The organism is Streptomyces sp. NPDC026538 (assembly GCF_055567535.1).
This window is the reverse complement of sequence record NZ_JBVHQG010000001.1, coordinates 1,418,427-1,441,466: the sequence shown is the minus strand read 5'-3', so window position 1 is coordinate 1,441,466 and position 23,040 is coordinate 1,418,427. Positions and strand designations below refer to the sequence as shown.

The 23,040-nt window shown below is 69.8% G+C and carries 14 protein-coding genes; 3 read left to right on the top strand and 11 right to left on the bottom strand.

Annotated features, from left to right (window positions below; all coding sequences use genetic code 11):
- Positions 1-24: 24 nt before the first annotated feature.
- The 11 genes from ACZ4N4_RS06470 to ACZ4N4_RS06420 form a co-directional block, all read right to left on the bottom strand.
- Complete coding sequence (locus ACZ4N4_RS06470) at positions 25-531, bottom strand: SigE family RNA polymerase sigma factor (protein ID WP_467585070.1); 507 nt, start codon at positions 529-531, stop codon at positions 25-27.
- A gap of 135 nt (positions 532-666) precedes the next feature.
- A complete protein-coding gene (locus tag ACZ4N4_RS06465; RefSeq protein ID WP_467585067.1) occupies positions 667-1,839 on the bottom strand; it encodes a serine hydrolase domain-containing protein in 1,173 nt (390 codons plus the stop codon).
- 114 nt (positions 1,840-1,953) lie between these two features.
- A complete protein-coding gene (locus tag ACZ4N4_RS06460) occupies positions 1,954-3,873 on the bottom strand; it encodes an N-acetylmuramoyl-L-alanine amidase (protein ID WP_467585064.1) in 1,920 nt (639 codons plus the stop codon).
- 541 nt (positions 3,874-4,414) lie between these two features.
- The gene (locus ACZ4N4_RS06455) at positions 4,415-4,552 is read right to left on the bottom strand and encodes a hypothetical protein (protein WP_467585061.1); all 138 of its coding nucleotides are present in this window, start codon (positions 4,550-4,552) and stop codon (positions 4,415-4,417) included.
- Positions 4,549-5,196 (bottom strand): hypothetical protein, encoded by a 648-nt coding sequence (locus ACZ4N4_RS06450; protein WP_467585059.1) that lies wholly within the window; start codon positions 5,194-5,196, stop codon positions 4,549-4,551. Before ACZ4N4_RS06450 ends, ACZ4N4_RS06455 begins: the two co-directional genes overlap by 4 nt.
- 9 nt (positions 5,197-5,205) lie before the next feature.
- Entirely contained in the window at positions 5,206-5,853 is a 648-nt protein-coding gene (locus ACZ4N4_RS06445) for a hypothetical protein (RefSeq protein ID WP_467585056.1), read from the bottom strand.
- Positions 5,854-5,979: 126 nt separating this feature from the next.
- Entirely contained in the window at positions 5,980-6,387 is a 408-nt protein-coding gene (locus ACZ4N4_RS06440; protein ID WP_467585053.1) for a hypothetical protein, read from the bottom strand.
- A gap of 69 nt (positions 6,388-6,456) precedes the next feature.
- A complete protein-coding gene (gene drmB / locus ACZ4N4_RS06435) occupies positions 6,457-8,313 on the bottom strand; it encodes a DrmB family protein (protein ID WP_467585051.1) in 1,857 nt (618 codons plus the stop codon).
- Positions 8,310-11,573, bottom strand: coding sequence for a helicase-related protein (locus tag ACZ4N4_RS06430; RefSeq protein WP_467585048.1), 3,264 nt, complete (start codon positions 11,571-11,573; stop codon positions 8,310-8,312). The genes drmB and ACZ4N4_RS06430 overlap by 4 nt, the downstream gene beginning before the upstream one ends.
- Complete coding sequence (locus tag ACZ4N4_RS06425; RefSeq protein WP_467585046.1) at positions 11,570-13,474, bottom strand: UvrD-helicase domain-containing protein; 1,905 nt, start codon at positions 13,472-13,474, stop codon at positions 11,570-11,572. Before ACZ4N4_RS06425 ends, ACZ4N4_RS06430 begins: the two co-directional genes overlap by 4 nt.
- Positions 13,471-18,222 (bottom strand): DEAD/DEAH box helicase, encoded by a 4,752-nt coding sequence (locus ACZ4N4_RS06420; protein ID WP_467585044.1) that lies wholly within the window; start codon positions 18,220-18,222, stop codon positions 13,471-13,473. The genes ACZ4N4_RS06425 and ACZ4N4_RS06420 overlap by 4 nt, the downstream gene beginning before the upstream one ends.
- A 798-nt stretch (positions 18,223-19,020) precedes the next feature.
- Between ACZ4N4_RS06420 and ACZ4N4_RS06415 the strand changes: the two genes are divergently transcribed.
- The 3 genes from ACZ4N4_RS06415 to ACZ4N4_RS06405 are packed head-to-tail and all read left to right on the top strand — an operon-like array spanning position 19,021 to position 23,039.
- Complete coding sequence (locus ACZ4N4_RS06415) at positions 19,021-21,165, top strand: helix-turn-helix transcriptional regulator (RefSeq protein ID WP_467585041.1); 2,145 nt, start codon at positions 19,021-19,023, stop codon at positions 21,163-21,165.
- 3 nt (positions 21,166-21,168) lie between these two features.
- Positions 21,169-22,164: a hypothetical protein gene (locus tag ACZ4N4_RS06410; RefSeq protein WP_467585039.1), complete on the top strand. Its 996-nt coding sequence runs from the start codon at positions 21,169-21,171 to the stop codon at positions 22,162-22,164.
- Positions 22,161-23,039, top strand: coding sequence for a DUF6339 family protein (locus ACZ4N4_RS06405; RefSeq protein ID WP_467585036.1), 879 nt, complete (start codon positions 22,161-22,163; stop codon positions 23,037-23,039). Before ACZ4N4_RS06410 ends, ACZ4N4_RS06405 begins: the two co-directional genes overlap by 4 nt.
- Position 23,040: the final 1 nt, after the last annotated feature.

Below are 23,040 nucleotides of genomic sequence, written 5' to 3'. Positions count from 1 at the left end.
TCCACAAGGTTGATGCGCTTGATGTCAGGAGCGGGCGTACTCGGCGAGGTTCTCGCCCAGCAGCTCGCGCAACCGCGCGAGGGCGCGCACGCACCGCGTACGGACGGCGGCCGAACTCATGTTGAGCGCGTCCGCGGTCTCGCGTATCGACCGGTCCTCCCAGTACCGCAGGACGACGACGGCCCGGTCCTTGGCGGGCAGCCGCGCGAGCGCGTCGAGGAGGGTCAGCCGCAGCGAGGGATCGGCGCCTGTGTCGGCCGGCTCGGGGAACGAGTCCCTGGCTCTCTCGCTGCTGCTGAACCGCCGCCGGTGGGCGAGGAAGGTCCGGGTGAGCACGGTCTGCGCGTACCCGGCGGGGTTCCCGACGCGGGAGACCCGCCCCCAGTGGACGAAGATCCGCCCGAGGGCCTCCTGCACCAGATCCTCCGCGAGGTGGGTGTCCCCGGCGGTGAGCAGACAGGCGGACCGGTACAGATGCCCGGCCCGCGCCGCGGCGAACTCGGCGTAGTTCTCCACAGGCCCCTGACTCATCCGCACGCTCCCCCGTCCCCGGCGCTCTGCCGTTCCATCCTCTTGATGCGGTGGGCCCGGGAAAATGTTTCAAAGAATTCTCAGGGCAAGCTCACTGCTCATCCCCCGCGCCCGGCGATCAGGATGAGGCACCGGCTAGACCAGCGCCTCCCGCACCGCGTCGACGAGCGCGGTCGCACGCGTGTCCTCCGCCCCTTCGACGATGCTGTTCATGACGTAACCGAAGGCGATGCCATGCTCGGGGTCGGCGAACGCCAGCGATCCACCACGGCCGGGGTGGCCGAAGGCACGGGGACCGGTCAAGGGGTTCATCTCGACCGGCAGCATGTACCCGGAGGCGAACCGGATCGGGAACATGATGACCTTGTCCACCCCGGCTGCCTGCTCCTCGGTCGCCGACGCGAGGGTCTCCGCGCTGAACAGCCGTACCCCGTCAACCTCCCCGATCAACGCCGCGTACATCCGCGCAAGGCCGCGCGCGGTCCCGATCCCGTTGGACGCGGGCAGCTCCGCGGCCTGCACCTCGGCCGAGTTGAAGTCGATCTCGGCCGGATCGGTGACGGCGAACGCCCTGTTGCTCAACGAGTCCGGGTCCTGCAGCGCGGCGACGAACTCCCGGGCCTCCGGCGGCACGAGATCCAGCGGTACGGTGCTCAGGTCGACGTCCGGCTTCGGATACACCATCCGGCTGACCCGCCCGCGCTCCGCCGCCGGCAGCCCGATGAAGAAGTCCAGCCCGAGCGGCCCGGCGACCTCCTCGGCGAAGAACCGCCCGGGTGTACGCCCGGAAACCCGCCGGATCACCTCCCCGACCAGCCACCCGAAGGTCCGCCCGTGATACCCGTGCGCGGTCCCCGGCTCCCACGCGGGCCGCTGAGCGGCGAGCGCGTCCACCATCGGCTGCCAGCGCAACGCCTCACCCAGCGGCACCGGCGGTTCGACCGTGACCACCCCGGCCCGATGCGACAGCAACCACCGCACCGGGATGTCCGCCTTGCCGTTCGCGGCGAACTCCGGCCAGTAGGCGGCCACCGGCGCATCGAGATCCAACTCCCCGCGCTGGGCGAGCAGATGCGCGACGGTGGAGGTGGCCCCCTTGGTCGCGGAGTACACGAGCTGCAACGTGTCCCGCTCCCACTCCCGCCCGGTCTCCGGATCGGCGACCCCACCCCACAGATCCACCACGGGCCGCCCGTCCCGATACACACATACGGCGGCCCCGACATCCCCGCGCCGCTCGAAGTTGGCGGCGAACGCCTCCCGCACGCCCTCGAACCCGGCCGCGACTTCCCCGTTGATTGTCGTCATGCCCTCATCCTGGCACCGCGGCCGTGCATGTCCATGCCCTACACGTACGGGTGGTGTTCAGGAGGCCGGGGCCCCTGGACACCACCCGTACGTCGGCGTGCTGTCAGCGGTGCGTCACGAGTCCGTGGCCGTGACGTCCGAGGCGTACACGAGGGAGACCCGGTGGTTGTACTGGATGGTGTACATGGCCTTGGCGCCGGTGACGACCGTGCCGCTGGACGGGAAGAAGTCGTCCGTGAGAGACGGCGCCACGGTGGCCACGTAGGCCTGGCCGGCCGGGACGGAGTACATGCTCAGCGCGGCCTGCGTCGAGGGCGACAGGCCCGCGGGGTACTCGGCGGCGTCCGGGTAGCTGGAGCCGTACACCGCCACGGGGGAGCTGCCGGCCGCCGTGATCACCTTCACCCCGTGGGCCGGCGCGGTGTTGCAGCCGTGCGGGTTGTAGAACCACACCTTGGCGCCGCTGAACCAGATGGCGGTCCAGTCGCCGTCCTGATCGGCGACCACGAACTGCTGTCCCGCCGCCGCGGTGCTGCCCCAGTCGTTGATCCGGTCGGTGCCGGCCGCGCCGGGGTGAATCGCCTGGTCCCCGAAGAGGGGGGCGGTGTCGCTGGGCCCGGTGCGCAGGTAGACGAAGTTCGACGCCTGCTGCGTCTCGGTGCACGCGGTGGTGGCGCCGGTCGGGTCGTCGGAGGGGCAGATCTGGACGGTCTGCAGGTTGGCGGCGAAGCGGGGGGCGATCGTGACCGCCGAGCCGACGGGACCGACGCCGTGCCGCCCGGTGTGCACTCCGAGCAGGCTCATGAGGTGGTTCCAGTCCCAGGACGGGCCCGGGTCCCAGTGCATGCCGGAGACGAGGGACGACTTCGGCCCGGCGACGTTGTCATGGCCGATGATGTGCTGCCGGTCCAGCGGTATGTCGAAGCGCGCGGCGAGGTACTTCACCAACTCGGCGGTGGCCTCGTACTGCGCCTCGGTGTACCAGGTGGCACCGTGCGCGGCGTAGCCCTCGTGCTCGATGCCGATCGAGTGCATGTTGGTGGAGTAGTTGCCCGCGTGGAAGGCGAGGTCCTTCGTGGGCACCATCTGCGTCACCGCGCCGTCGGAGGACCGCATGACGTAGTGCGCGGCGCCGCCGCCCGCCTGCTCGAAGGTGGTGATGGCGGCGTCGTACGAGCTCTCGGTGTCGTGGATGACGATGCTGTCGATCCGGATGCCGTTGGCGGGGCGGTTGGAGACCTGGCCGTTGGACGGCGACGCCGGCACGAAGGTGCAGGCGACCGTGGTCGGGCACTCGGTGGCGGTGTCCGCCGCGGACTTCAGATCCAACGAGGCCAGCTGACCGGTCGCCGGCGCGACGTCGCTGTCAGCCGCCAGCTTCACGTGCTCGCCGTCGGCCGTGGTGCGGTGGGCGCCCTTCTTCACCGTGGCGAAGACACGGTCGGCGAAGGCCGTGGCGCCCTGCCGCGCGGTGGACTGGCTGTAACGGGCCACGGCCGCATACCAGTTGCCGGGGTCGGCGGATACGGCGCCGATCGCGGCCTTCTGGTACGAGGCGAGCAGCGCCGCACCACCGCGGATGTTGGCCGTCGGATCGGTACGCAACGTCTGGGCCGGCAGCCCGGTCAGCTTCGCGGCGGCCTGAAGGGTGTGCAGGGCCGGAGCGGCGGACATCTGCTTCAGGTCGCGGCGGCCCGCCGCGCCCGCGTCGCCGCCGGCCATCATCGCCGGGGTGACGTCCGTCAGGTGCATCGGACCGTAGCCGCCGTCCGTGCTGTGCTGCCCGGCGTGCGTGTCCCAGGCGGACTCCTGGTACGCCACCGCAAGCAGCAGCTGACGCGGGACGTGGTACGCGTCGGCGGCGGCCGTGAAGTCCTGCTGCAGCGTGGTCGCCGCAACCGGGGTGCCACCGGCGGCCAGCGCCGGCACCGGCACGGCCGCCCCACCCGCGACGGCGAGCGCGGCGACGGCGGTCAGCAGGGCCGGACGGCGGCCCTTCGACGCGTCTCCGCGTCTGGGATTGCTTGAGCTCATGAATGGGGCCTCGGACCTCGGAGGATTGAATGGCGGAATGGAGGATGCATGCGACGGGGCATCGGTTCATCGACCGGACCGGTATGCGCACGACTCCGCGACCAACGCGGGGCTTCGTCCGTCGGCGCCTGGCAGTGGATGATCCCTCCCGACTCGAAGGCGCGTCAACTTCACGTCGTCAAACGGGACTTGCGCGCGACTGCGAACCTCGCACCACGACGGACACCGACCGGCGCATGGCCGAAGTCACCGACAAACGCGCCGGAACCCTGCCCGAGGAGGTTCCGGAGCCCTGCCCGAAGGTCCGCCGAGACCGGCAACGCGTCCGACACCGGAACCCCCGCATCGCACGCCCGGGGCAGCCACCCGACCACCTGACGACCTGTGCCCTCTGCCACAGCGACAGCGAGTGAGCAGAGCGACGGCTCGCCCCGGAAGGAGTGGAGGCGGTCGGCCACGTACACGACGCCGACTTCGGCGAGGAGGCGGGACACCTGCTGAAGCGCGCCGGGCCATTTCGGTCAGCTTTTCCGTATCGAGGTCACCGGTTTTCCGTATCGAGGTCACCGGCGGCCGACGTCCGGGCACATCGCCTGTTCACCTCCGCCCAGGCGGTGTCGAAGTCGGCGCCGACCGGGATGTCCTCGAACTCGGCAGTTGAGAAGTCGACACGGATCACGAAAGGTTTCCTTCAGGGGCCGCCGGCTTTGCGCCTGGGGCGGAAGGGGGCGGAGGAGGAGGGGGCGATCCCCACCGCTGGGACCGCTGCTGCTCGAAACCGTCCACCAGGCGTCGGCTGCGTTCGTACCAGCCCTTCATCCACCTGGGCACGAGTACCGCCACGACAGCCAGCGCGACGGCCCCCAGCAGCAGTGCGACACCGACAGCGGGCACCTGACGTGCCACCCATGCCAGGAGAAGGAAACCGATGCCGAGCAGTGCCGCGATGACGACCAACCCCCGGGAGCCGTGGGACTCGTAGGCGGCGATGCCATGCCGGGCGGAGGCCGCCTGCTCTGCGGTGACCGGTCGGACCGCGCCGTTCGGTGTTGTGGCCGGGGGCCAGACCAGAGGCAGCAGAGGGCCGCCGGAGCGCAGCCGGTTCAGCGTGTCCTGGGCTCGCCGGCGGACGTCGGGGGAGTCGTCACGCAGGTAGACCAGTTGCCACTGCCCCCGCGTGACAATGTCCCTCGAGTGCAGCCGGTAGCCCATCTCGTAGGCGACGGCGGCGATCTTGTCGTTCTGCAGGACGTCGAGGCCCAGCAGAGTGATCTCTGACGTGCCGCGGCCGTCGAAGTGGGCGAGTATTTCTTCGTCCTTCATGAGACGCCTTCATTTCTCCTGCTGGGCGGCACGGTCCTTCTCGGTTCCAGCCTCCCAGGCGTTCTGGAACCCCACGAGAAGGGGTGCGCCGGGAAGGGCGAGTTCGGCACCCTGCTCCGGGGTCTTCGGAATGAAGTAGCCCAGTGCCGTCGGATCTCCCATGAAGGAGGCGATGGTGTCCACCAGTCCGAAGTTGGCAGACGCGTCGGCGGCTCGGCTCGCGGCGATGGCCTTCACGCTCTTGAACCCGAGCCCGACCGGGAGGACACCCAGAACATCCTGCGCGAGCGTTCTGTTGGACACCACGGAGTCACCTCCTACGGCCCGTGCGGTGCCGTGCACTGCCAGAGCGCCGAGAGAGAAGGCCCCCGATGCGATGGCCACCGACTCCGAGGCCAGTGCGAGGGGCGGGAAGAACACGCTGAGACCGAGCAACACCAGTGAGATCGCGCCCAGGGCGGCGCTCACCGTCGCCAGCACGTCACCGAGGGCCGCGACGGCGTTGGCATGCTCGGCGAGCCACTTGACCGCGTCGGACACCGTCGCGCTGACCGCCTCGGCGACCATGTCGTCGATGTCGCTCAAGGCTTTTCCGATGCCGACCAGGGCGTCCCCCAGACTGTCCATCAGCCCCGGCTCGTCCGGAGCGATGTTCATCGCCTTGTCCAGACGCCGTGCGACGGCCCGGCCTTCCAGGTCGTAGTCGATGGCCAGATCGCGGGCCTCAGCGCGTATTCGGTCGAGGTCGGACTGAGCGGTGGCGGACGCCAGTTCCGCTGCCGCTCAGTCCTTCTCGGTCTTCTCTTGTGCGCGTGCCGCCGCGTCGTCCGTGGGCGGCGGGTCGAGTAGCCACTTGGGCGGCAGCGCGGCCAGCCTGCCCTTCGCCGAGCTCAACGCGTCTTGGGCGTCCTGCGCCTGGCGCTCCAGTACCTCCGCTTTGCGTTGCCACTCCGGCATCGCGGCGGCCCAGTCGCCCAGTGCCTGGGCAGCCCTGCCGAAGGACTGCTTCGCCTTGTCGACCTTCGGACGAAAGTCGTCCTCGAACTGCTCACGGAACGCCTCCGCGTGGTGGCCCCTCCAGTCCCCCTCGCCGGTGCCATGCAGAACGTCGGAGATCCTGCCGACGGAAACCGGGCACCTCTGCGTTCCGGTCCGTCGCAGAGGCGGGGTCTGAACCGAAGAGTCGGCCACGGTCAGTCCCCGCCCTTCAGACGTCGGTCATTCATTGCACAAGGTGTCTGTGTGTCGGCCGGGTGGACGTCAGCGGTCCACTATCTCTGCGAAGAAGCCGACCTGAGGATCGTCCGGAGTGCCGACGAGCAGTGCCCGGTCCAGAAGGACGTTGTTGTGCTCGCAGCTCGTCTCCGGAAGCATCACGCATGCGTGGCAGGCGGCCATGTTCGTGCCACCGGTGCCGGACACTCCGCTCTCCATGCAGAGCGGGTCGGACGAGCACCACTCGGCACGGAGGACGGCCGAGCGGATCGCACGGTCCAGCAGGTGCGGTTCGCCCTGTGCGACCAGGCCGCCGAGACTGCCCGCCGAGTCGCTCGTCGCCGTGTAGATCAGGACCCCGGCCATGTCGTCGTCCGCGTACAGACGCTCGCGGAGGGCAGCCGACGGGTACCCCGCCTCCAGGCTCCACTCGTTGATGAGCACGTGGGCCAGCGTGTGGAGCAGCACCATACGCGGGGAGGCGGGGGAGCGGATGGCCTGGTGGCGGTCGCCCGCCCTCTCCTCCAGCACCCGCTGATGGGCCGTGCGCAGACGTTCCGCGCGAGCCGCCACGCCGACCGTGCGCTCCCAGGAGCCGAGCCGCTCCTCGTCCAGACGGAGAAACACGCCCTCGCCATGGACCTCCATGGCCGGGAGCCACGGCACAGGACCGCCGGCGAGCGGCATCTCCTTCGCCTCGGTGGACGAGTCGGGGTCGGCGAGCCGGGTGAAGGCCTTCAGCGCGCGCACCTCGCGGAGCCGCTTCACCAGCATCGGATCGGTCACGCCGAGCGGCTTCAGCACGGCCGTGTCGCCCACCGGGGGTTCGCAGAGGAACTGCTCGTCGCGGGTGTGTTCGCTGTCCTCGTTGCCTGCGCGGAGACGCTCGTACTCCTTGTTCCGCAGAGCGCGATAGCGGTGGTCGAAGGTGGGAGCTGCGTCCCCGTCAGGGTCCTCCTCGCGCTCCGCGTCCAGGAGCGTCATCACCACTTCCAACGGAATGGGTGCCTTGTCCTTGAGGGCGGCCTTCAGGTATCCCGCCACCTCACTGCGGTCGGCGCACTCGCGCAGCGCGTCCCAGTGCTCGGCCAGCGGGTCCGAACGGCCGTCGCTCCACGGCGGGATGGACAGCGCCGACTTCAACACCGGCTGCCATACGGTGGAAGAGCCGCGCTGGAGGGTGCGCAGGGGCAGGCCGCACGTCTCCTTGGCCGAATCGCCCAGCCAGGGGCGAGAGCCCTGGCACCTGAGACCGAGATCCTTGAGCGCCTCCTTGCGGAATGAGCCCTCCATCGAGACCTCGGGCTTCGGGGCGCAGTCGCAGGAGACGACGATCGAGCGGAGCGAGGACGTACGACCGGACGAACGCAGCCTGAGCTGCCCACCGCACCGTCCGGCCTTGGCCCCCGGCTCGGTGGACCGGTGGACCCAGTGCCAGTACGGGAACTCGTCGAGGTGCCCGTCCTCGCAGGCGACGACGAAGCGGGAAGGGATCAGGTCGACCTCGCAGGCGCCACAGACGCTGCGCCCCTCCGGCGGGTTGAAGTCGCGGTGTCGCTGGAGCTCGTCGCAGTCGGGGCAGGAGTGCATCTGGGGGAACCGTCGGACCCGCATGCCGTCCTTGCTGTCGTCGCCGGACGCGGGGGGCAGCCGGAAGTAGCCGACGCCGAGCAGGCGGGCCAGACGCCGTTCGTGGATCCGGGGCGCTTCGTCCGCCCGCCAACTCTTCTCCGCGTCGTCCAGACCCGAGACGACGAAGGACTCCTGGTCGACCGCGATGAGCGAGCCGACGCCGTAGGTGGTGATGGCCTGGGCGCGGCGGACAGAACCCCGCCGGGGCAGGTTGTGGGCAGGCGCACCGCTCTGGCCCGTACGACGGCGGCGGGCGGGGGGCGGGGTCATCGGTTTCCCTCCATGAACAGTGCGGACTCGGCGTCGACGTCGCGCAGGCTCCACAGAGTGGGCCATGCCTCGAGGTCCTCGGTCTCGTCGTCGTACGACTTCAGGATCGACGGGGAGCGGTTGCCTCGCTGAGGTTCGAAGAGCAGGCCGCTGTGGACATCGGCCTCTTTGCACCACCAATCCACGAACTCGTCGAACGCCCGGGACACGGCGGTGATCTCCTTGCTGTCAACGGCGCCGGTGCGGTCGAGGACGATGTCCTTCACCTCGTTCCTGAGCACTGCCTCGTACGACTCCACCTTGGCGGCACCGTCGTTGGGGCGGGCGGCCGGGATCAGGATGCGGGCCAAGGCCACGATAACCGCGTGAAGGCCCCGGTCGCGGGAGCGCGCGGAGAACGGGGTGACCGACGTGGACTCGACCTCCCGGTAGAGAGCCGAGTGGAAGTGCTGGAAGCTCTCGTAGTGTGAACGGTCTCGGGAACGGGAGGAGTTGAGCATGACCGCCACCAATCCCGGGTGCGCGCGCCCGACGCGGCTGGTGGCCTGGATGTACTCCGCCGTGGTCTGCGGTTGGCCCATCACAGCCATGAGACCGAGCCGGTCGACGTCGACACCGACCGCGATCATGTTGGTGGCCAGAAGCACGTCCACCGCGTCCTCGTCGGGGTAACGCTTCTCGATCCGCTTGAGACGGGTCGGGATCTCGCTGGCGTCGACGCGGCTCGTCAGTTCTGAGTAGTTCGGGATCGGTCGGACCTCCCTTCCCTCGCGCTCGGCGAGCAGCTCCAGATACGCCACCACGTCGTCGTGGACCTGGAGTTCCGCGGCGGAGAGCAGGCGCAGGCTGTTGAAGTAGCCGACGAGGCTCCAGTACGTGTCCTTCACCCTGTCGTCCCCCGTGTCCGCGTGCATCGCCCGGTGCAGCAGGGTGGCGTACGTACGGATCAGCAGCGTGGACTGACTGGTGCCGGGGGCAAGGAGGCCGACGTAGCGGCGACTCGCCTTCTCCTCGCGAGGGGTCTCCACGGCGAACCACGAGTCGCGGGAGTCCAGTCCGGCGGGGGGGAACTGACGTACGCCACGGGCGAAGAGATGCCTGCCCTGGTCGGCGGCGCGGCGGATGGTCGCGGTGGAGGCGATGACCTTGGGCTTGTTCGCGAGGGCGTCCACGGCCGTCTCGTAGAGGCCGGTCAGGGTCCCCAACGGTCCCGAGATCAGGTGGAGTTCGTCCTGAACGATCAGTTCCGGCGGCGGAGTGGGGTCGGTCGTGTCGTCCCGGTTGAACAGCGCCGCGGTGGCCGGGCGCCACGGCATCGAAGCGAACTTGTCGACGGTGGCGATCACCAGCGTCGGCCGGGCGGCGTACACCGCCTCGTCGACCAGGTGGACGGGCAGGCCGTCGGCGAAGTCGCAGTCCTCGCCGGGGCAGCGGACGAACATCCGTGCGGCCTTGACGTCGGCGTCGTAGTCGCGCGCGTCGAGCCGCTCACCGCACCACGGACAGGCGTGCAACTGGACGGGATTCTCCTTGGCGAGGCTCTTGCCGAGGTTCCGGCGCAGCTCGCCGAGCTTCTCGTCGGCCTTCTCCAGCGTATTGGGGGTGGCCGAACGGCCGACCCACATGCCGACGGAAAACTCTTCCTCACCCAACTCAGGCTCGCGGCGCCTCAGCTGTTCCATCGCGCAGAGCAGGATCGCCGCGCGCTCGAACTGCTGAAGGGTGAGCAGTCGGAGCGTGTACCGCATGATCACCGTGACCCCGGCGCCGGCGGCTCCCTCACGGATACGGCGCAGGAACGACGTGAGCGCGATCAGGCCGAGGTAGGCCTCCGTCTTGCCACCACCGGTGGGGAACCAGAGCAGGTCGGAGAGCGCGCGGTCGTCGTGGCGGGGGTCGTCGATCCCCGCCAGACAGAGCAGCACGAACGCGATCTGGAACGGGCGCCAGCGCCCCACGGGCAGGTCCGGCGTGCCCATCCGTCCCTTCCGCACCCAGTCGCTGCGGGCGCGCTGATCGGCCATGGCACGGTTGGCCAGGCGGAACGCCCGCATCACGTCGGGCTTGGTCCGCAGCAGCTCGATGCCCTCACGGATGCGTCCGAGGGCCTCGCGGCAGGCCGTCACCTGATTCCGCGCGGCCTCATCGTGCTGGGTGCCGGTCAGGGCCTCGGCCTCGGCCCGCTTGCGGTCGATCCACCGCTCGTACCCCGAGGCGAGACCCTCCAGCGCGGCCAGGATCTCGGCGTCGGTTTTCTCCGCCAGTCCCAACATGGACAGTGTCGAGCTGTCGATCTCAGGGTTGGAGTCGGTGAGCAGCACCTCCACCGACGGTACGAACTGGCTGCGCACCTCGGGGACGCCGCCCTCGAGAGTGTCGGTCACCCCGATGGGCGGCGGCGTCCAGTCCCATTCCGCCGAGCAGCCGTGCCCGACGGCGAAGGTCGGCGCGTGCCGGTGCAGCAGCCGGCTCGTGGCGACCTCCGGGTCGTGGGAGGCCGTCCTCGCGGGGCGTTCGACGAACGCCGTGGAGCCGTCGGCGGCGCGGACCCGAAGGCCACACTGGAACAGGGAGAACGCGTCCTTCAGGTCGTACTTGCCGACCTGCTCCGCGTTGATCAGGGTCACGGTGATGCTGACCGTCCCCGACCGCGGGTCGGGGCGACGGACGATCGCGTGCAGGTCGAGCTTCCTGTCGGTGTGCAGCCGGGCCCGTACGCCGCTACCCGGCACGGTGACGTCGATCGTGTGGTCCGGGAGGTCGAGCTCCTCCCGCCGCCAGTGCTCACGCTGGGCGGACAAGGTGCGGGCCTCGGCCCTGCGCGCTTCGACCGGCCTGCCGTCCGCGTCGGTCGGACGGTAGGCGGCGGCGCGCGTCGAGACCACGATCGTCCCGCTTATGGCCGGGTCGACCGCGAAGGTCAGGCCCATGGACGAGGGTCGACGGTCCCCCGGCCGCCCCGGGTCGCGCTCCGCGCCGGACTCCTCCACGCTGTCGCGGGTCAGCACCGGCGCGGCGTCCAGGCCGTCCTGCTCGGCGGCCTCCTCCTTGCGTGCTTCCGCCGCGCCTTTGTCCGCCGAACCCGGGTACAGCACCCCGGTCGGGTAGCGGTCGATGGGCGTGTCCTGGGTGAGGATCTCGTCCCGGTCGTCCGGCTCCGCGTCCTCCGCGGGGCCGAGCAGCTCGCGGCGGAGTCCCACCAGGAGTTCCTCGTCCCTTACCCGGTAGTGCTCGGAGTGTCGGCCTGCCACCTGCGTCATGCGCCCTGCTCCTCGTCGTTGTCGGCCCGTCGGAACCATCCGACGCCGGTGATCCTCGGGGTGATCCACACGCCCCGATCCCCGAGGCCGGCGTTGGCCCCGGCCGCGGTGCTGCCCGTCACCGTCTGCAGGATGTCGACCCGCGGCCCATGGATCTCGTCCGGCCACCAGGGGTCCCACGTCCTGTTCACCTTCTGCACCTGGAACAGCTCCTCGCGGAACCGTCGCGACGCCTCCCCGATCTCCCGCCCGTCGTGCAGCAGGTCGTACGGCGGGCTCTGCGTCTCACCCATGGGCAGGTCGTGGCGCTTGCGCAGCACCACGGACTCTCCGGGGCTCACCCGTTCCAGGAGGTACGCCTGAGTGGCTGCGGCGTCGCCGTCGTGGCCCGGAGGATCGTCCTGGCACACGTCAGCCGCCTCGATGACGATGCCGTACCGGTCGTAGGATCGCCAGCCTCCGATGTAGCGACGGCCGTCGCCGCGCTTTCCCGCCCGCCTGAACTGCGGCAGTTCGGGCGGCGCCATGTGGTACAGGTCGTGGCGGGCGCGCGTCATCGCCACGTACAGGGCGCGGGCCTCGGCGGGGAGGTCCAGCTGGTCCTTGTGGCGCTTGAGGAGTTCCGCGACGGTCGGCGGGGTCAGAACGATCACCCGATCGAACTCAAGGCCCTTGGCCCGGTGGACGGTCGAGACGACGATCCGGGCGGTCTCCGGGTCGGCCGCCTCGTCGGGGAACCTGCCCTCGGCGGCCGCGCGGCGCAGGTGGTCCAGATCGAGCACGCCCCGTCCCGCCCCACGGGCCACACGCCGCAGGATGGTCCACAAGGCCGCCGGGTCGGGCTCGTACGGCAGGGGTATCTCCGCGAGCAGGGCGTGGAACCGGTCCTCGGCGAGACCGGTCGCCTCCGTGCGACGCAGCAGCTCGGCGACCCAGTACGGCACGGGACGGTCTTCGAGCGGACGTCTCAGCCGGTGCTCGACGCCGTGCGCGTGCAGCATTTCGGAGACCACGAGAGCCTCCCTGTTGTCGCGGGTGAGAACGGCGCAGGTGTCGGAGAGGTCCCGCAGACCGTCCAGTGTGAACTCGTCGGTGAGGTCGCCCATGCCGTTCGCCGGGTTCAGGAGGAGGTCGCGCAGCTCGTCGTAGAGCACTCCCGCCTCGTCCGGGTCGGTGAGCTGTTGGAGGCGGGGGCCGTGCGCGAGCGCGATCCGGGCCTCGGTGGTGGTGGCCCGGAAGTTCTGGGTGAGGCGCAGCTCCACCAGGTCGTCGGGGTACGAGAAGCGCAGCCAGTCGAAGAACCTGCCGGTCTCGTCGGCGCGTTCGCCCGGGTCCGCGATCTGGAAGCCGTAGACGGACTGTGCCGCGTCGCCGACGACGGTGAAGCCGCAACTGTCCTGGTACCGGTCGAGCAGCGTCTCCACCAGGTCGCGGCGCGCGCCCAGCAGGTCCTGCACCTCGTCGATCACGACGTGGGCCGGCGGGACGGCGTCACCGATCTCCAGCGCGCCCTTCTCGACGGCGTTGGTCGCGGCGGCGATCCGCTCGTCGAAGCCGGCCGCCGTCCAGTCGCCGTCCGGACGGGCTCGGCGGAGCACGGCGTACGCCCAGGCGTCGAAAGTCTGGGCGCGCACCCGCCGGGCGCCTTCGCCGTGCCGGGCGATCCGCTCACGCAGCTCGCGGGCGGCGGCCCGGGAGAAGGTGAGCACCAGGATCTCGGCGGCCTCCAACGCCTCGTCCGGGTCCTCGGAACCACATAGCGCGTCGAGCCGGCGGACCAGGGTGTGCGTCTTCCCCGCCCCGGCTCCCGCCGTGACCAGGACACGCGCGTCCCAGGGCTGATCGACCACGGCCCGCTGCTCCTCGGTGAGCGGTGGGCTGTCGAGGTAGACGTCGGTCACTTGCGGCTCCAGAGATGTTCGAACTGGGTGAACGCGAGCTGGGTGTCGAAGTTTGCGATGTTGTCGCTGACGTTGAGGATCAGGCAGGAGTCCTTGCCGCCGTTCTTCCTGCCGCGCAGGCCCCGGCCGATCATCTGCTGGTAGACGTTGGTGCTGTAGACCGGGCGGGCGACCACCACGACACGGGTGGCGGGAGCGTCGAACCCCTGGGTCAGGACCCCGTAGTTGGTGAGGACACGGATGCGTCCCGCGCGGAAGTCCTCGATGCGTCGGCGTCGGTCCTGCGTGCTGGTCGTCGAGTCCACGGCGGCTGCGGACACTTCCCGATCGTTCAGCAGGGCGGCCAGGTAGTTGGCGTGGTCCACGGACGTGGCGAAGAGCAGGGTCGGCCAGTCCGCAGGGAGGCCGGCCACCTCGTCGACGATCCGACGGCTGCGTGCGTGGTCCTCCGCCAGGCGCTGCTCGGCGGAGCGGGAGAGCATGGCCATGCGCTCGGCCTGCGCTTTCTCGTCGCGGGTCAGCTCGATGCTGCCGCCTTCGAGGGTGCGGTGCTCCACCTGTGCGAGCATCCCCCATTCCTGGAGGTCCCGGTACGGATCGCCGGACGGGAAGACACCCTCGTCGAGGCGCCGCCGGCCGAAGCGGCCGGCGAGCCGTTTGGTCTCCTCCTCGTTGGTGTTGCGGTACGGGGTGGCGGTCAGACCGAGCAGATGACGCCGGGTCTCGTACTGGGTGAGCCCCAACTTCCCCAGGATGTCGGTGTATCGAGGGGAGATCGCCGTGTGGGCCTCGTCCACGACGACCAGGGAGGCCTCCAGCAGCCACTCGTACTGTTCGGTGTCCAGGCACCGCTCCAGCTTGGCGTCCGTGGCCACGACCAGGTGCGGGTGTCCCTCGACCTCGCCGACCTCGTTGCCGCTCCACAGGCGGCTGATGGTGAGGGGCCGCTCCGCCCCCACCTTGTTCCATACGAACTTCCAGCTCTGCACGGCCTGCTCGCACAGCTCCTCGGTCTGCGCGATCCACAGCAGCGGTCCCTGCAGCTCGCCGACCCGCTTCACCCAGCGGATCACGGCCTCGGCGGTGACGCGCGTCTTACCGGCGCCGGTGGGCAGGGACAGCATGGCGCGCTGTGGGGCTAGGCGGTCGAGCAACGTGGTGATGTTGCGGACCAGGTCCTCCTGGTACTCGTGGAGCCCGGGGAAGTCCCGCGGACCGTCGATCGTCTCGAACACGGGCGGCGACGGCATCCGGGAACCGGCGAAGGTCACCGGCAGTCCGAGGCTCGACACGAAGGCGATGGCGGCCGACGCACCTCCGTATCCGACCGGAGCGTGAGGGAACCTGGCCTGGATGTCCCGGGCGTGGTGGTGGAGCACCCTGTCGCCGCGTGCGTTGAAGGCCATCTGCGCGATCCGGTGCCCGGACGGCTCCGCGCCGTCGGTCGCCTCCAGTTCGGCCTCCATCAGTCCCTCGGGGAGCCCGGACCGTAGGGCCTCGGCACCGATCAGCAGCTCGATCTTGGTGACCACGTCCTCGGCGTCGCGCACGGCCTTCAGAGCGGCCTTCGTCGCACTGTCCCGAGTCATCTGCTCCTGTCGTTCCAGGACGGCCCGGCAGCCGCCCGCGCCCAGTCCGAGTTCCAGCTCACGGTCGATCAGGCGGAGCATCGGCTCGGGCTCCAGGGGGACCCGGACCTTGACGGTGGTGCCCTGGCGCACCGCGTCCAGAGGACGGGTCTTCGCCGCGTTCGGGGTCCGGGTCACCTCTTCCAGCTCCGTGCACGGCTGCACAGTGGCGTTCCGATTGCCACTGCTGAGCCGCTGGCGCAGAGCGGGGTACAGCTCCATGAGCGGGACCGGGTCGCCGTCCGGGACCTCGCGGGTCTCCCGGGTGATGGCCTCGGCGTAGCGCTTCATGGTCCACTTCTCGACCATCAACTCGGCGTCCTCGACGGTCGCCACGAGCAGAGTGGGAAGTTGCTCCGCCCGCAGTGCCCGGTACTCGGTCGTGCCGACGGCGACGGTGATCTCGTCGTCTGGCCGGGTGCCCCAGGTGTCGCCGATCCGGCAGCGGGTCAGCGCGTCCTCGGGGAAGTCCGCCCCGAACCGGGTGAGCATCACGTAGGTGTTGCCGACGAAGGCGTCGTCCTCGCTTCGGGTCACCTCCGAGAGGAGCGTCTCCCAGTGTGCGGCCGGGACCTCGTCGACTGTGACGGGCAGGCGCAGCTTGCGCGCCTTCTCGGGCGAGATGTCGGCGACCGGCAGCACGTCGCGGTAGGCGGCGAGCTGGGGGCCGACCGCCTCGTCCAGCGGCTTGACGCCCTGGGAGGTGGAGACCCTTCCGTACTTCCTGAGCATCCAGCGGATCGGCGACATCACGGCCTGCCGGGTGCTCGACTGTGCACCGATCTGGCGTGTCCAGTTGTCCACCACGGCGTCGTCCGGCAGCGCCCGCAGGAAGGCCGCTCGGGATTCCTCGGAGAGCGACTCGAAGAGGTGCAGTGGGCCACCGATCGCGGAACCCTCCACCTTCATGCGGTTGAGAGCCGGGCGGGGAGCCCGCTGGTCCAGGCTCCGCAGATAGGCCGCGTGGACCGCTTCCCGGTACTCCTCGAACCAGCTCTCGCCCTCCGGACGCATCGAGGTCGACGGTCGTTCCCGCAGGCCGATCTCCCGGAAGAAGGCGAGGTCGTCGGAGTGGAAACCCATGTCGACGGCGATGCCCGGGTCGCGTCGTGCGTCGACCACCGCGCCCGGCAGCATGCAGTCGCGTACCGGGCGGAACTTCCCGTCCGCGGTCCGCACACACAGGGTCTCGCCGACGTTCGGCACTTGCTGGAGCACGGTGTGGGTCAACCGGCGCCCGCCGGCCTGGCGGAACAGGTCCCAGAAACGCGCCCACTCGGCGTTCCCGTAGCCGTCGAACCCCTGGTCGAGGACGCTGATGAACCGGCCCTCGACGTCTGCCTCCCGGATGCCGAGCAGGTTGAGAGCCGAGGCGAGTCCCGGGTCCCGGGCGATTTCGCCGACCACGTACACCAGGGACTCGCGCAGCCCGTCCTCGTCGGCGCGGCGGAACACCTGCCCGGGAACGGGGGGGACGAGGCCGTGCTCCTCCGTGAGCACGATCTTCGCCTTCCGGGCCTCGCCGGCGTACGGCGACCGGGTCTCGATCATGTCGGCGACGATGCGGATCGCGGTCGCGGACGCCTCGGCGGTGCCGCACCCGACGAGGGCCTCCAGCCATGCGCGCACGTCGGACCGCTTGTGGCCGGCCGCACCGAGGATGTGCTCGACCTTTCCCGAACGGAGCGGGTCGACCTCGGCGTTCGGGTGCAGCCAGTCAGAGGGGCGGCCGGGGGTCTCGTGCCACAAGCGCAACCAGCCGGCGTGCCGGTCCTTGTCGAGACGCGGCGGGACGCGCAGCTCGGTCGGAACGCGCAGTACGCCCTCCTGGTCGGGGAGAGACGGGCGGACAGCCGTCCGTTCCCAGATCTCCCGGGTCAGGAACTCGTCCGCCCAGCTGATCGCCTCCTTCACACGGCCCGGCAGCAGCGGGAGGTACGCGGCGGGGTCCTCGGCGGGGGCCAGGCCGGGCAGGGAGTCGACCACCAGCGATGCCGAGACCTTGACCATCTCCTCGTTGAAGGCGGAGGAGTCGAGCAGGTTCTGACGGTCCTCGTTGGTCTTCCAGGCACCGTTGAGGATGCCGCTCAGGGACATCTCGTACTTGGTGGGGAAGAAGGACCAGAAGCGCCCCCGCCCCCGCGAATGCGGACTGACATGAAGCCCGGTCTTCTCGTCCTTCTCCAGCGCGGGCACCGCCCAGGCGAGGTCCAAGGTGAGCCGGTCGTGCAGTTCGCCGGCGTCGGCCCGGGCCGCGGGGCCCGGCTCGTGCGTGGTGGAGAAGACCCGCCAGCGGGCACTGACGGTGGGCCTCCCCGTCCGCTCCTCCACTACGGTGTGCAGATTCCCCGAGCGCTCGGCGGCCAGCACGCGACGGACGGCCGGACGGGGCCGACGGTCCTCGAGGACAACCTTCGCCACGTGCGGGGAAAGAAGCTGGAACCCGAGCGGGAACTCCTCGCGGGCCGCCCCGGCCGCCGTCCGCCCGCCGTGCATGTCCAGCGCCAACTTGCCGGCGGCGCCAGGGAGCAGCGGCAGGCGGACCACGGTGGTGGCCCAGTCGAGCAGCTCGTCGAGGACGGAGTCCTGGGCGCGTTCGGCAGCCGCGTCGAGGGGACGGGCCATCCGCAGCACCGGTGCTTCGAACCCTTCACCCAGGTGGTCCAGGACGCCGGGGACCGAGCGGATCTTCTCCAGCGCCCATTCGCGGTCGAATCCGAAGTCACCGGTTCTGCTGAAGAACTGCGGAGTGTCGGTGACGACCAGAACGGATTTCACACCCACGCCGAATCGGCCGATCTGACCGCCTCGCTTGCGCGACATGCTCATTCGGAGAATGGTTTCCGCGCCCAAGGGAGTGACCGGGGATCCCTCGTTGGCGCAGTAGAGGTGCGTCTCGGTGAGAACGACGTGGACGCTCCCTCCCGGCTCGTTCGCGATCTCGTCGGCGGCGTTCTGCACGAGTTCGAAGAGCTGCCGATCGCCGTATCCGCCCTGAGTGATGCGGCGCTCGCCGTTGGCGTGCTCGGGAATGAGGCCGGGGTCGACCTCGTACGTCTGCAGGACGCGAGAGGACTGTTCGAGGACGGTGCGGATGACCGACGATGAGGAATCGGACATTGCTTCTTCACGGCTCCTGCGATAGATGGCATGACGAAACACGTACGAGAGGGTCGGCCGTGGAGCGGTCCGAGCCCGTTCGACCTGGGGAGATGTGGTGCGGCGACCTCGTGACCTCGTGACCTCGCCGATCGTGCGTCGAGGGTCATCAGCCGTCGCTGATCACCCGTCGTGGGGATCGACGGGTGCGGAACAGGGGTCGAAGAGCTCTTCGAATCCCTCGACCGCAGTACCGGACGGACCGAGAATCTGCTTTGTCTCCGTTTCTGAGCTGGCTAAATCGAGCTGTAAGCCATGGAGTTGATCTCACGCATCGAATCAGGGGTGCAGTGCTGCGGAGAATTCCGTCTCCCCGGGGAGGGGCTCCATGAATTTCGCGTCCCCCGGTCCTTGCCGAGGATCCCTGCACCGCAAGCACGTCGGGGTCGTGAAAATGAAAGAAGGTACAACTCACCCGTTGTCACACGGGAGTTCCCGAGTGAGGCGGACGCTTTCCGCTGCCGTGATCCTAGGGCGCGTAACCCGTTCGGTCTACCCCAATGCTGTTGCAGGTTACCGGAGTTGACCTCTCCGATTTGCGGTGTGGTTTACGCCCGAGAACTTCCCGCCCCCTCGCGGCCTGTCGTTGAAGTGATGAACCTGAAGGTAACTCCTGAATCGGGCTTATCGGGCAGGCTGGATGGGCATGGATCCGGCCCGATCAGGCGACGTCAAGCGTCAGTTGACGTGCGTCCTCGCGTCAAATTAGCCTGTCCATGACTGTGGCACAACGACATACGGCAGAGAGTGGGAGGCCCCATGGAGGTCGGTGAGGATTTCGGGCCCTGGTTGTCCCGTCAGCTCAGGCTGGCGAACAAGACACAGGCGGAGCTGGCGGAGGAACTGGGGCTGACCCGCGCCGCCGTCTCGGCGTGGATCACCAAGCGCTCCGTCCCGCGCCCCACCGTCATGGGTGAGATCGCCAAAGCGCTCGGAACCGACCTGGGCACCGTGCATACCCGTACCACCGACACGCAGGCCGGCCTGCCGGTCACCTGGTACCACCGGCCCGGGTACCAGGACGGAGGACGCGACGGCGGAAACGCCGCGGCCTTCGCCTTCGATGCGGACGTCCAAGTCCTCGCGCGCGAGACCTGCCAGAACAGCCTCGACGAGCGCCTCGTGGAGAACGGACGACCCGTTCGGGTGCGCTACAGCCTCCACGAACTCACCGGCGAGAAGCTGGAGGCGTTCCGCGCCGCCGTCCTCTGGGACGAACTCCGCCCCCACTACTCGGCGGTCTCCGAGTCCGCCGCCGATCAGAAGGTCGGCCGCGTCGTGGACGCGGGCGTACGCGACATGTTCGAGAAGGGGCGCCTGATCCTCCTCCGGATCGACGATTACAACGCCTCCGGCCTCACCGGCGACGACTACGGCGACGGCAAGTTCGCGGCCGTCGTCCGCAGGCAGCTGGAGAGCCTCAAGTCGGGGCGGGGCGCGGGTGGTTCCTACGGACTCGGCAAGGCGACGCTCTGGGCCACCAGCGCGCTGGGCATGGTGCTCATCAACTCCACGCTCTCCGTCCCGCACGAGGGTCGCACCGAGCGGCGCGTCATCGGTCGGCTGGAGCTGCCGTGGCGCTCCGTCGACGGCACCCCGTACGCGGGCCCGGCCTGGCTGGGCCGCCCCGACCCCGAGACGCACAACGCGGAGGTGGTCCGCTCCTGGTGGGCCGACGAGGAGACGGTCGATCGCCTCTATCTCACCCGCGACAACGACGAGCCGGGCACATCCTTCCTCATCGTCGGCGCCCACGACGTGGCGAGCCTCGAACAGGGCGGATCCGACTCGGACGACGAGGAGGGGAACGCGAGCGACGGCGACGGGATCCGCGACATTCGCGTCATGCATCGACGTCTTGTCGAGGCCCTGGGTCGGGACTTCTGGGCGGCCATGACCGGAGGCGGCAGCAGGCTTCCGCTGTTGGAGACCTCGGTGCGCACGTATCGCAACGGCGAGGTCGTCGTGGAGGAGGAGACGGTCGACCCCACCGACACCCAGCCCTCGCGCAGCCGGGCGCTGCGCGCGTTCTACGAGGGGACGACCGTGGACCGGCTCACCGAGGCCGGCCAGGTGGCCCTCCGCACCGTTCCGCTCCGGCTTCCCCTGTCCGGCGGACGCTCGGGCACCCTCGGCACGCACCAGGGAGTGCTCCTGGTCACGGAGGCCGAGGACAAGGACGGGGTGCCGAACCAGGTCCACTCGCTGCGCGGCAACCGGATGACCATCAAGAAGTCGACCGTCCACGGTCTGCCCCTGGGTGTCACCCAGTTCCAGGCCGTTCTCCTGGTGGGCCACGCGGCGGGGGAATCGGCTCCCTTCGCAGGGGAGGCCGAGGAGTTCCTGCGGGCCGCCGAACCCCCCGAGCACGACCGATGGGGCCAGACCGAGGAGTTGACCCTCCGCTGGTCCCACAGCGCCCACAACCGCATCTCCCGACTCACCACCGAGGTCAACTCGGCCGTCAGGGAGCTGGTGGTCCGGCCGAAGCGCCCCGGTACCGAGGAGAGTGCCAAGCTGCGCAAGAAGCTCACCGTCCCGCGCAAGGCCGCCGCACCCAAGCGTGGTTCCGGGCCGACCGTGCCGGAACTGGTCGAGCTGGATGCCGCGATCGGCGAGAGCAATGAGTGGCGGATCACGGCGGAGGTGAAACTTCCACGCGCCGACGAACTGCCCGCGATGACCCCTGTGGTCCTCCTCGACGTCCGTTCGGGCGGCAGGCCCAGACTCGACTGGGCCGAACTCGTGGCCGTGGAGGGCTGCGAGGTGGAAGGCGGGGTTCTGCACTTCGAGCAAGGCGCCCGTAAGGCGGTGTTCCGTGGGGCCACCGATCCCACCAGTCATCCGGTCCGCACCGAACTCACGCGACTCGCGCTCGAACTCCGTGCCGGCTCAGGGGAGTGAGGCATGAAGTTCTATCCCTACAAGCGACTCAACCGCCCGGTCGGTCTGAGGGTGACGTCGGTCTCGCTCAGGCTGCCCGACCGCACCCGTGACCACTTGGACACCTCGGCGTTCTCGACGCCCCAGAGAACCGTCGCCCTGGGCGTGGCACAGCACGAGGACTGGCTGTCCGCCAGGATCGGCCTGTCCGCAACACTGCCGCCCGGCGCCACCGACCCCGACGCCCCGTGGAGCGATCTACGGGTCCTCGCAGTGCTCACCGACGGTGACACCAACGTCCGCACCACGGTCGAACTCCGCCAGGACGCCCCGGACAGCAAAGAGTGGTCCGGCGCGATCGAGGTGCGCCGCGACGACCACGTCGGCCGTGCCGATCTGGCGGTCCACGCGGTCGCCACCGTGGACGGAGTGCAGGGCCGAGCGATCACCGAGACCGACACCGACTGGACGATCGACACGACCGCCGAGGAACCGCTCGGCGGACTGCGCCTCGACGTGAAGCAGACGAGCTTCACCAAGAGCGCGCGGGAATGGCTGCGCCCCTACGCCGACGCCCCCTGGGTCGTAGACGCTTCGGGTCGGCTCCCGCTGGTGATGGTCAACACCGACGTCGAGGGGTTCTCCGACCTTCTCGGCGGCGAGACCGGCGGGATGGAGAACAAGGTCCACGAGCTACTGCTCTCGCAGATGGCCACCGACGTGTGGACCGCCGTCTTCCACAGCGCGGTCGGTGATCTGGAGGTCGAGCCCGACGGCTCGCCCGTGTTCCCCACCGACTGGAGGGGGGAGGTGCTGCGGGAGATGCTCCCCGACGTGGTGCCCGGCCTCCGTGCCGAGGACGCGCTGCGCCGGGTTCACCGGCGGCGGACCGGCGACGCGGGATGGGTGGAACTCCAGACCCGCGTCCACTACGCCGCCGTGCGTCGTGCCGGTGCGCGTCAGTCGCTCGCCAACGTCCTGCGCGCGCTTCAGCAGATCAACCGAGAGGACCGGCCGTGATCGAGCAGCCGCACCACCATCCCGAGCGACTCGGTCTGCTCTCCGCTACGGCCGCCGACCCCTTCCTCACCGAGGATCTGCTCCGGGGGATCCAGGGGCACGGGGGTGTGGACCTGGCGAAGGTCGTCGAGCCCCTCCCGGAGGAGGACCCCCGCTGGCGGGCGGAACCCCTCCGGGAACTGATCGACGACGCTTTGCATCAGTTCAAGGAGAACCGGACGGAGGCCGACGCCTGGTTGGCCCCCCGTCTGCACGCGGCTCTCCGCCTGACCCGGAGGGAAGCCGCCGACCGGCGGCTCTGGAACCACCTCGCGCTCGGTGTCGCCCCGGACTACGTGGTGTGGCGGCATCTCTCCGCGCCTTCGGCGAAGACTCCTGAGCCTCGTGTCGACCCGGCTCGTTTCAAGGGCGCCCCCGACCGACAGTGCTTCTCACGTCTGTGGTGGGCGGCCGAACTGTTCCGCAACGGCGGGGACTACGCCCCGGTGGTGGTCGCCTGCTCCAATCAGGATCTGATCCACACCGTGATGCGGTCGGACCTGGTCGACCACCGCCCCACGGCCCAGGCGTTGGTCCGTGTCCTCCAGAGCGGCATCGCCACCACCGGCCGCGAGGTCAACGGCCTCATGGCCGCGATCAACACGGCCGGCGCCACCTTGATCTACGACGCGATGGCCGCCGATGAGTGGCGGGACCCCGAAGATCTGCGCCGCTGGATCGACGAGGCCGAGACCGCCCCTCCCGTGCCCCGCCACGTGTTGCCGACCGGGCCGGAGGAGGAGCCCGTCCCCGAGAAGTCCGTGGAGACGCTGACCGAGTATTTCGCCGACCTCTTCGAGACAGCGCCGGTCCGAGGGCGGGCGCCGCAGGGGTGAG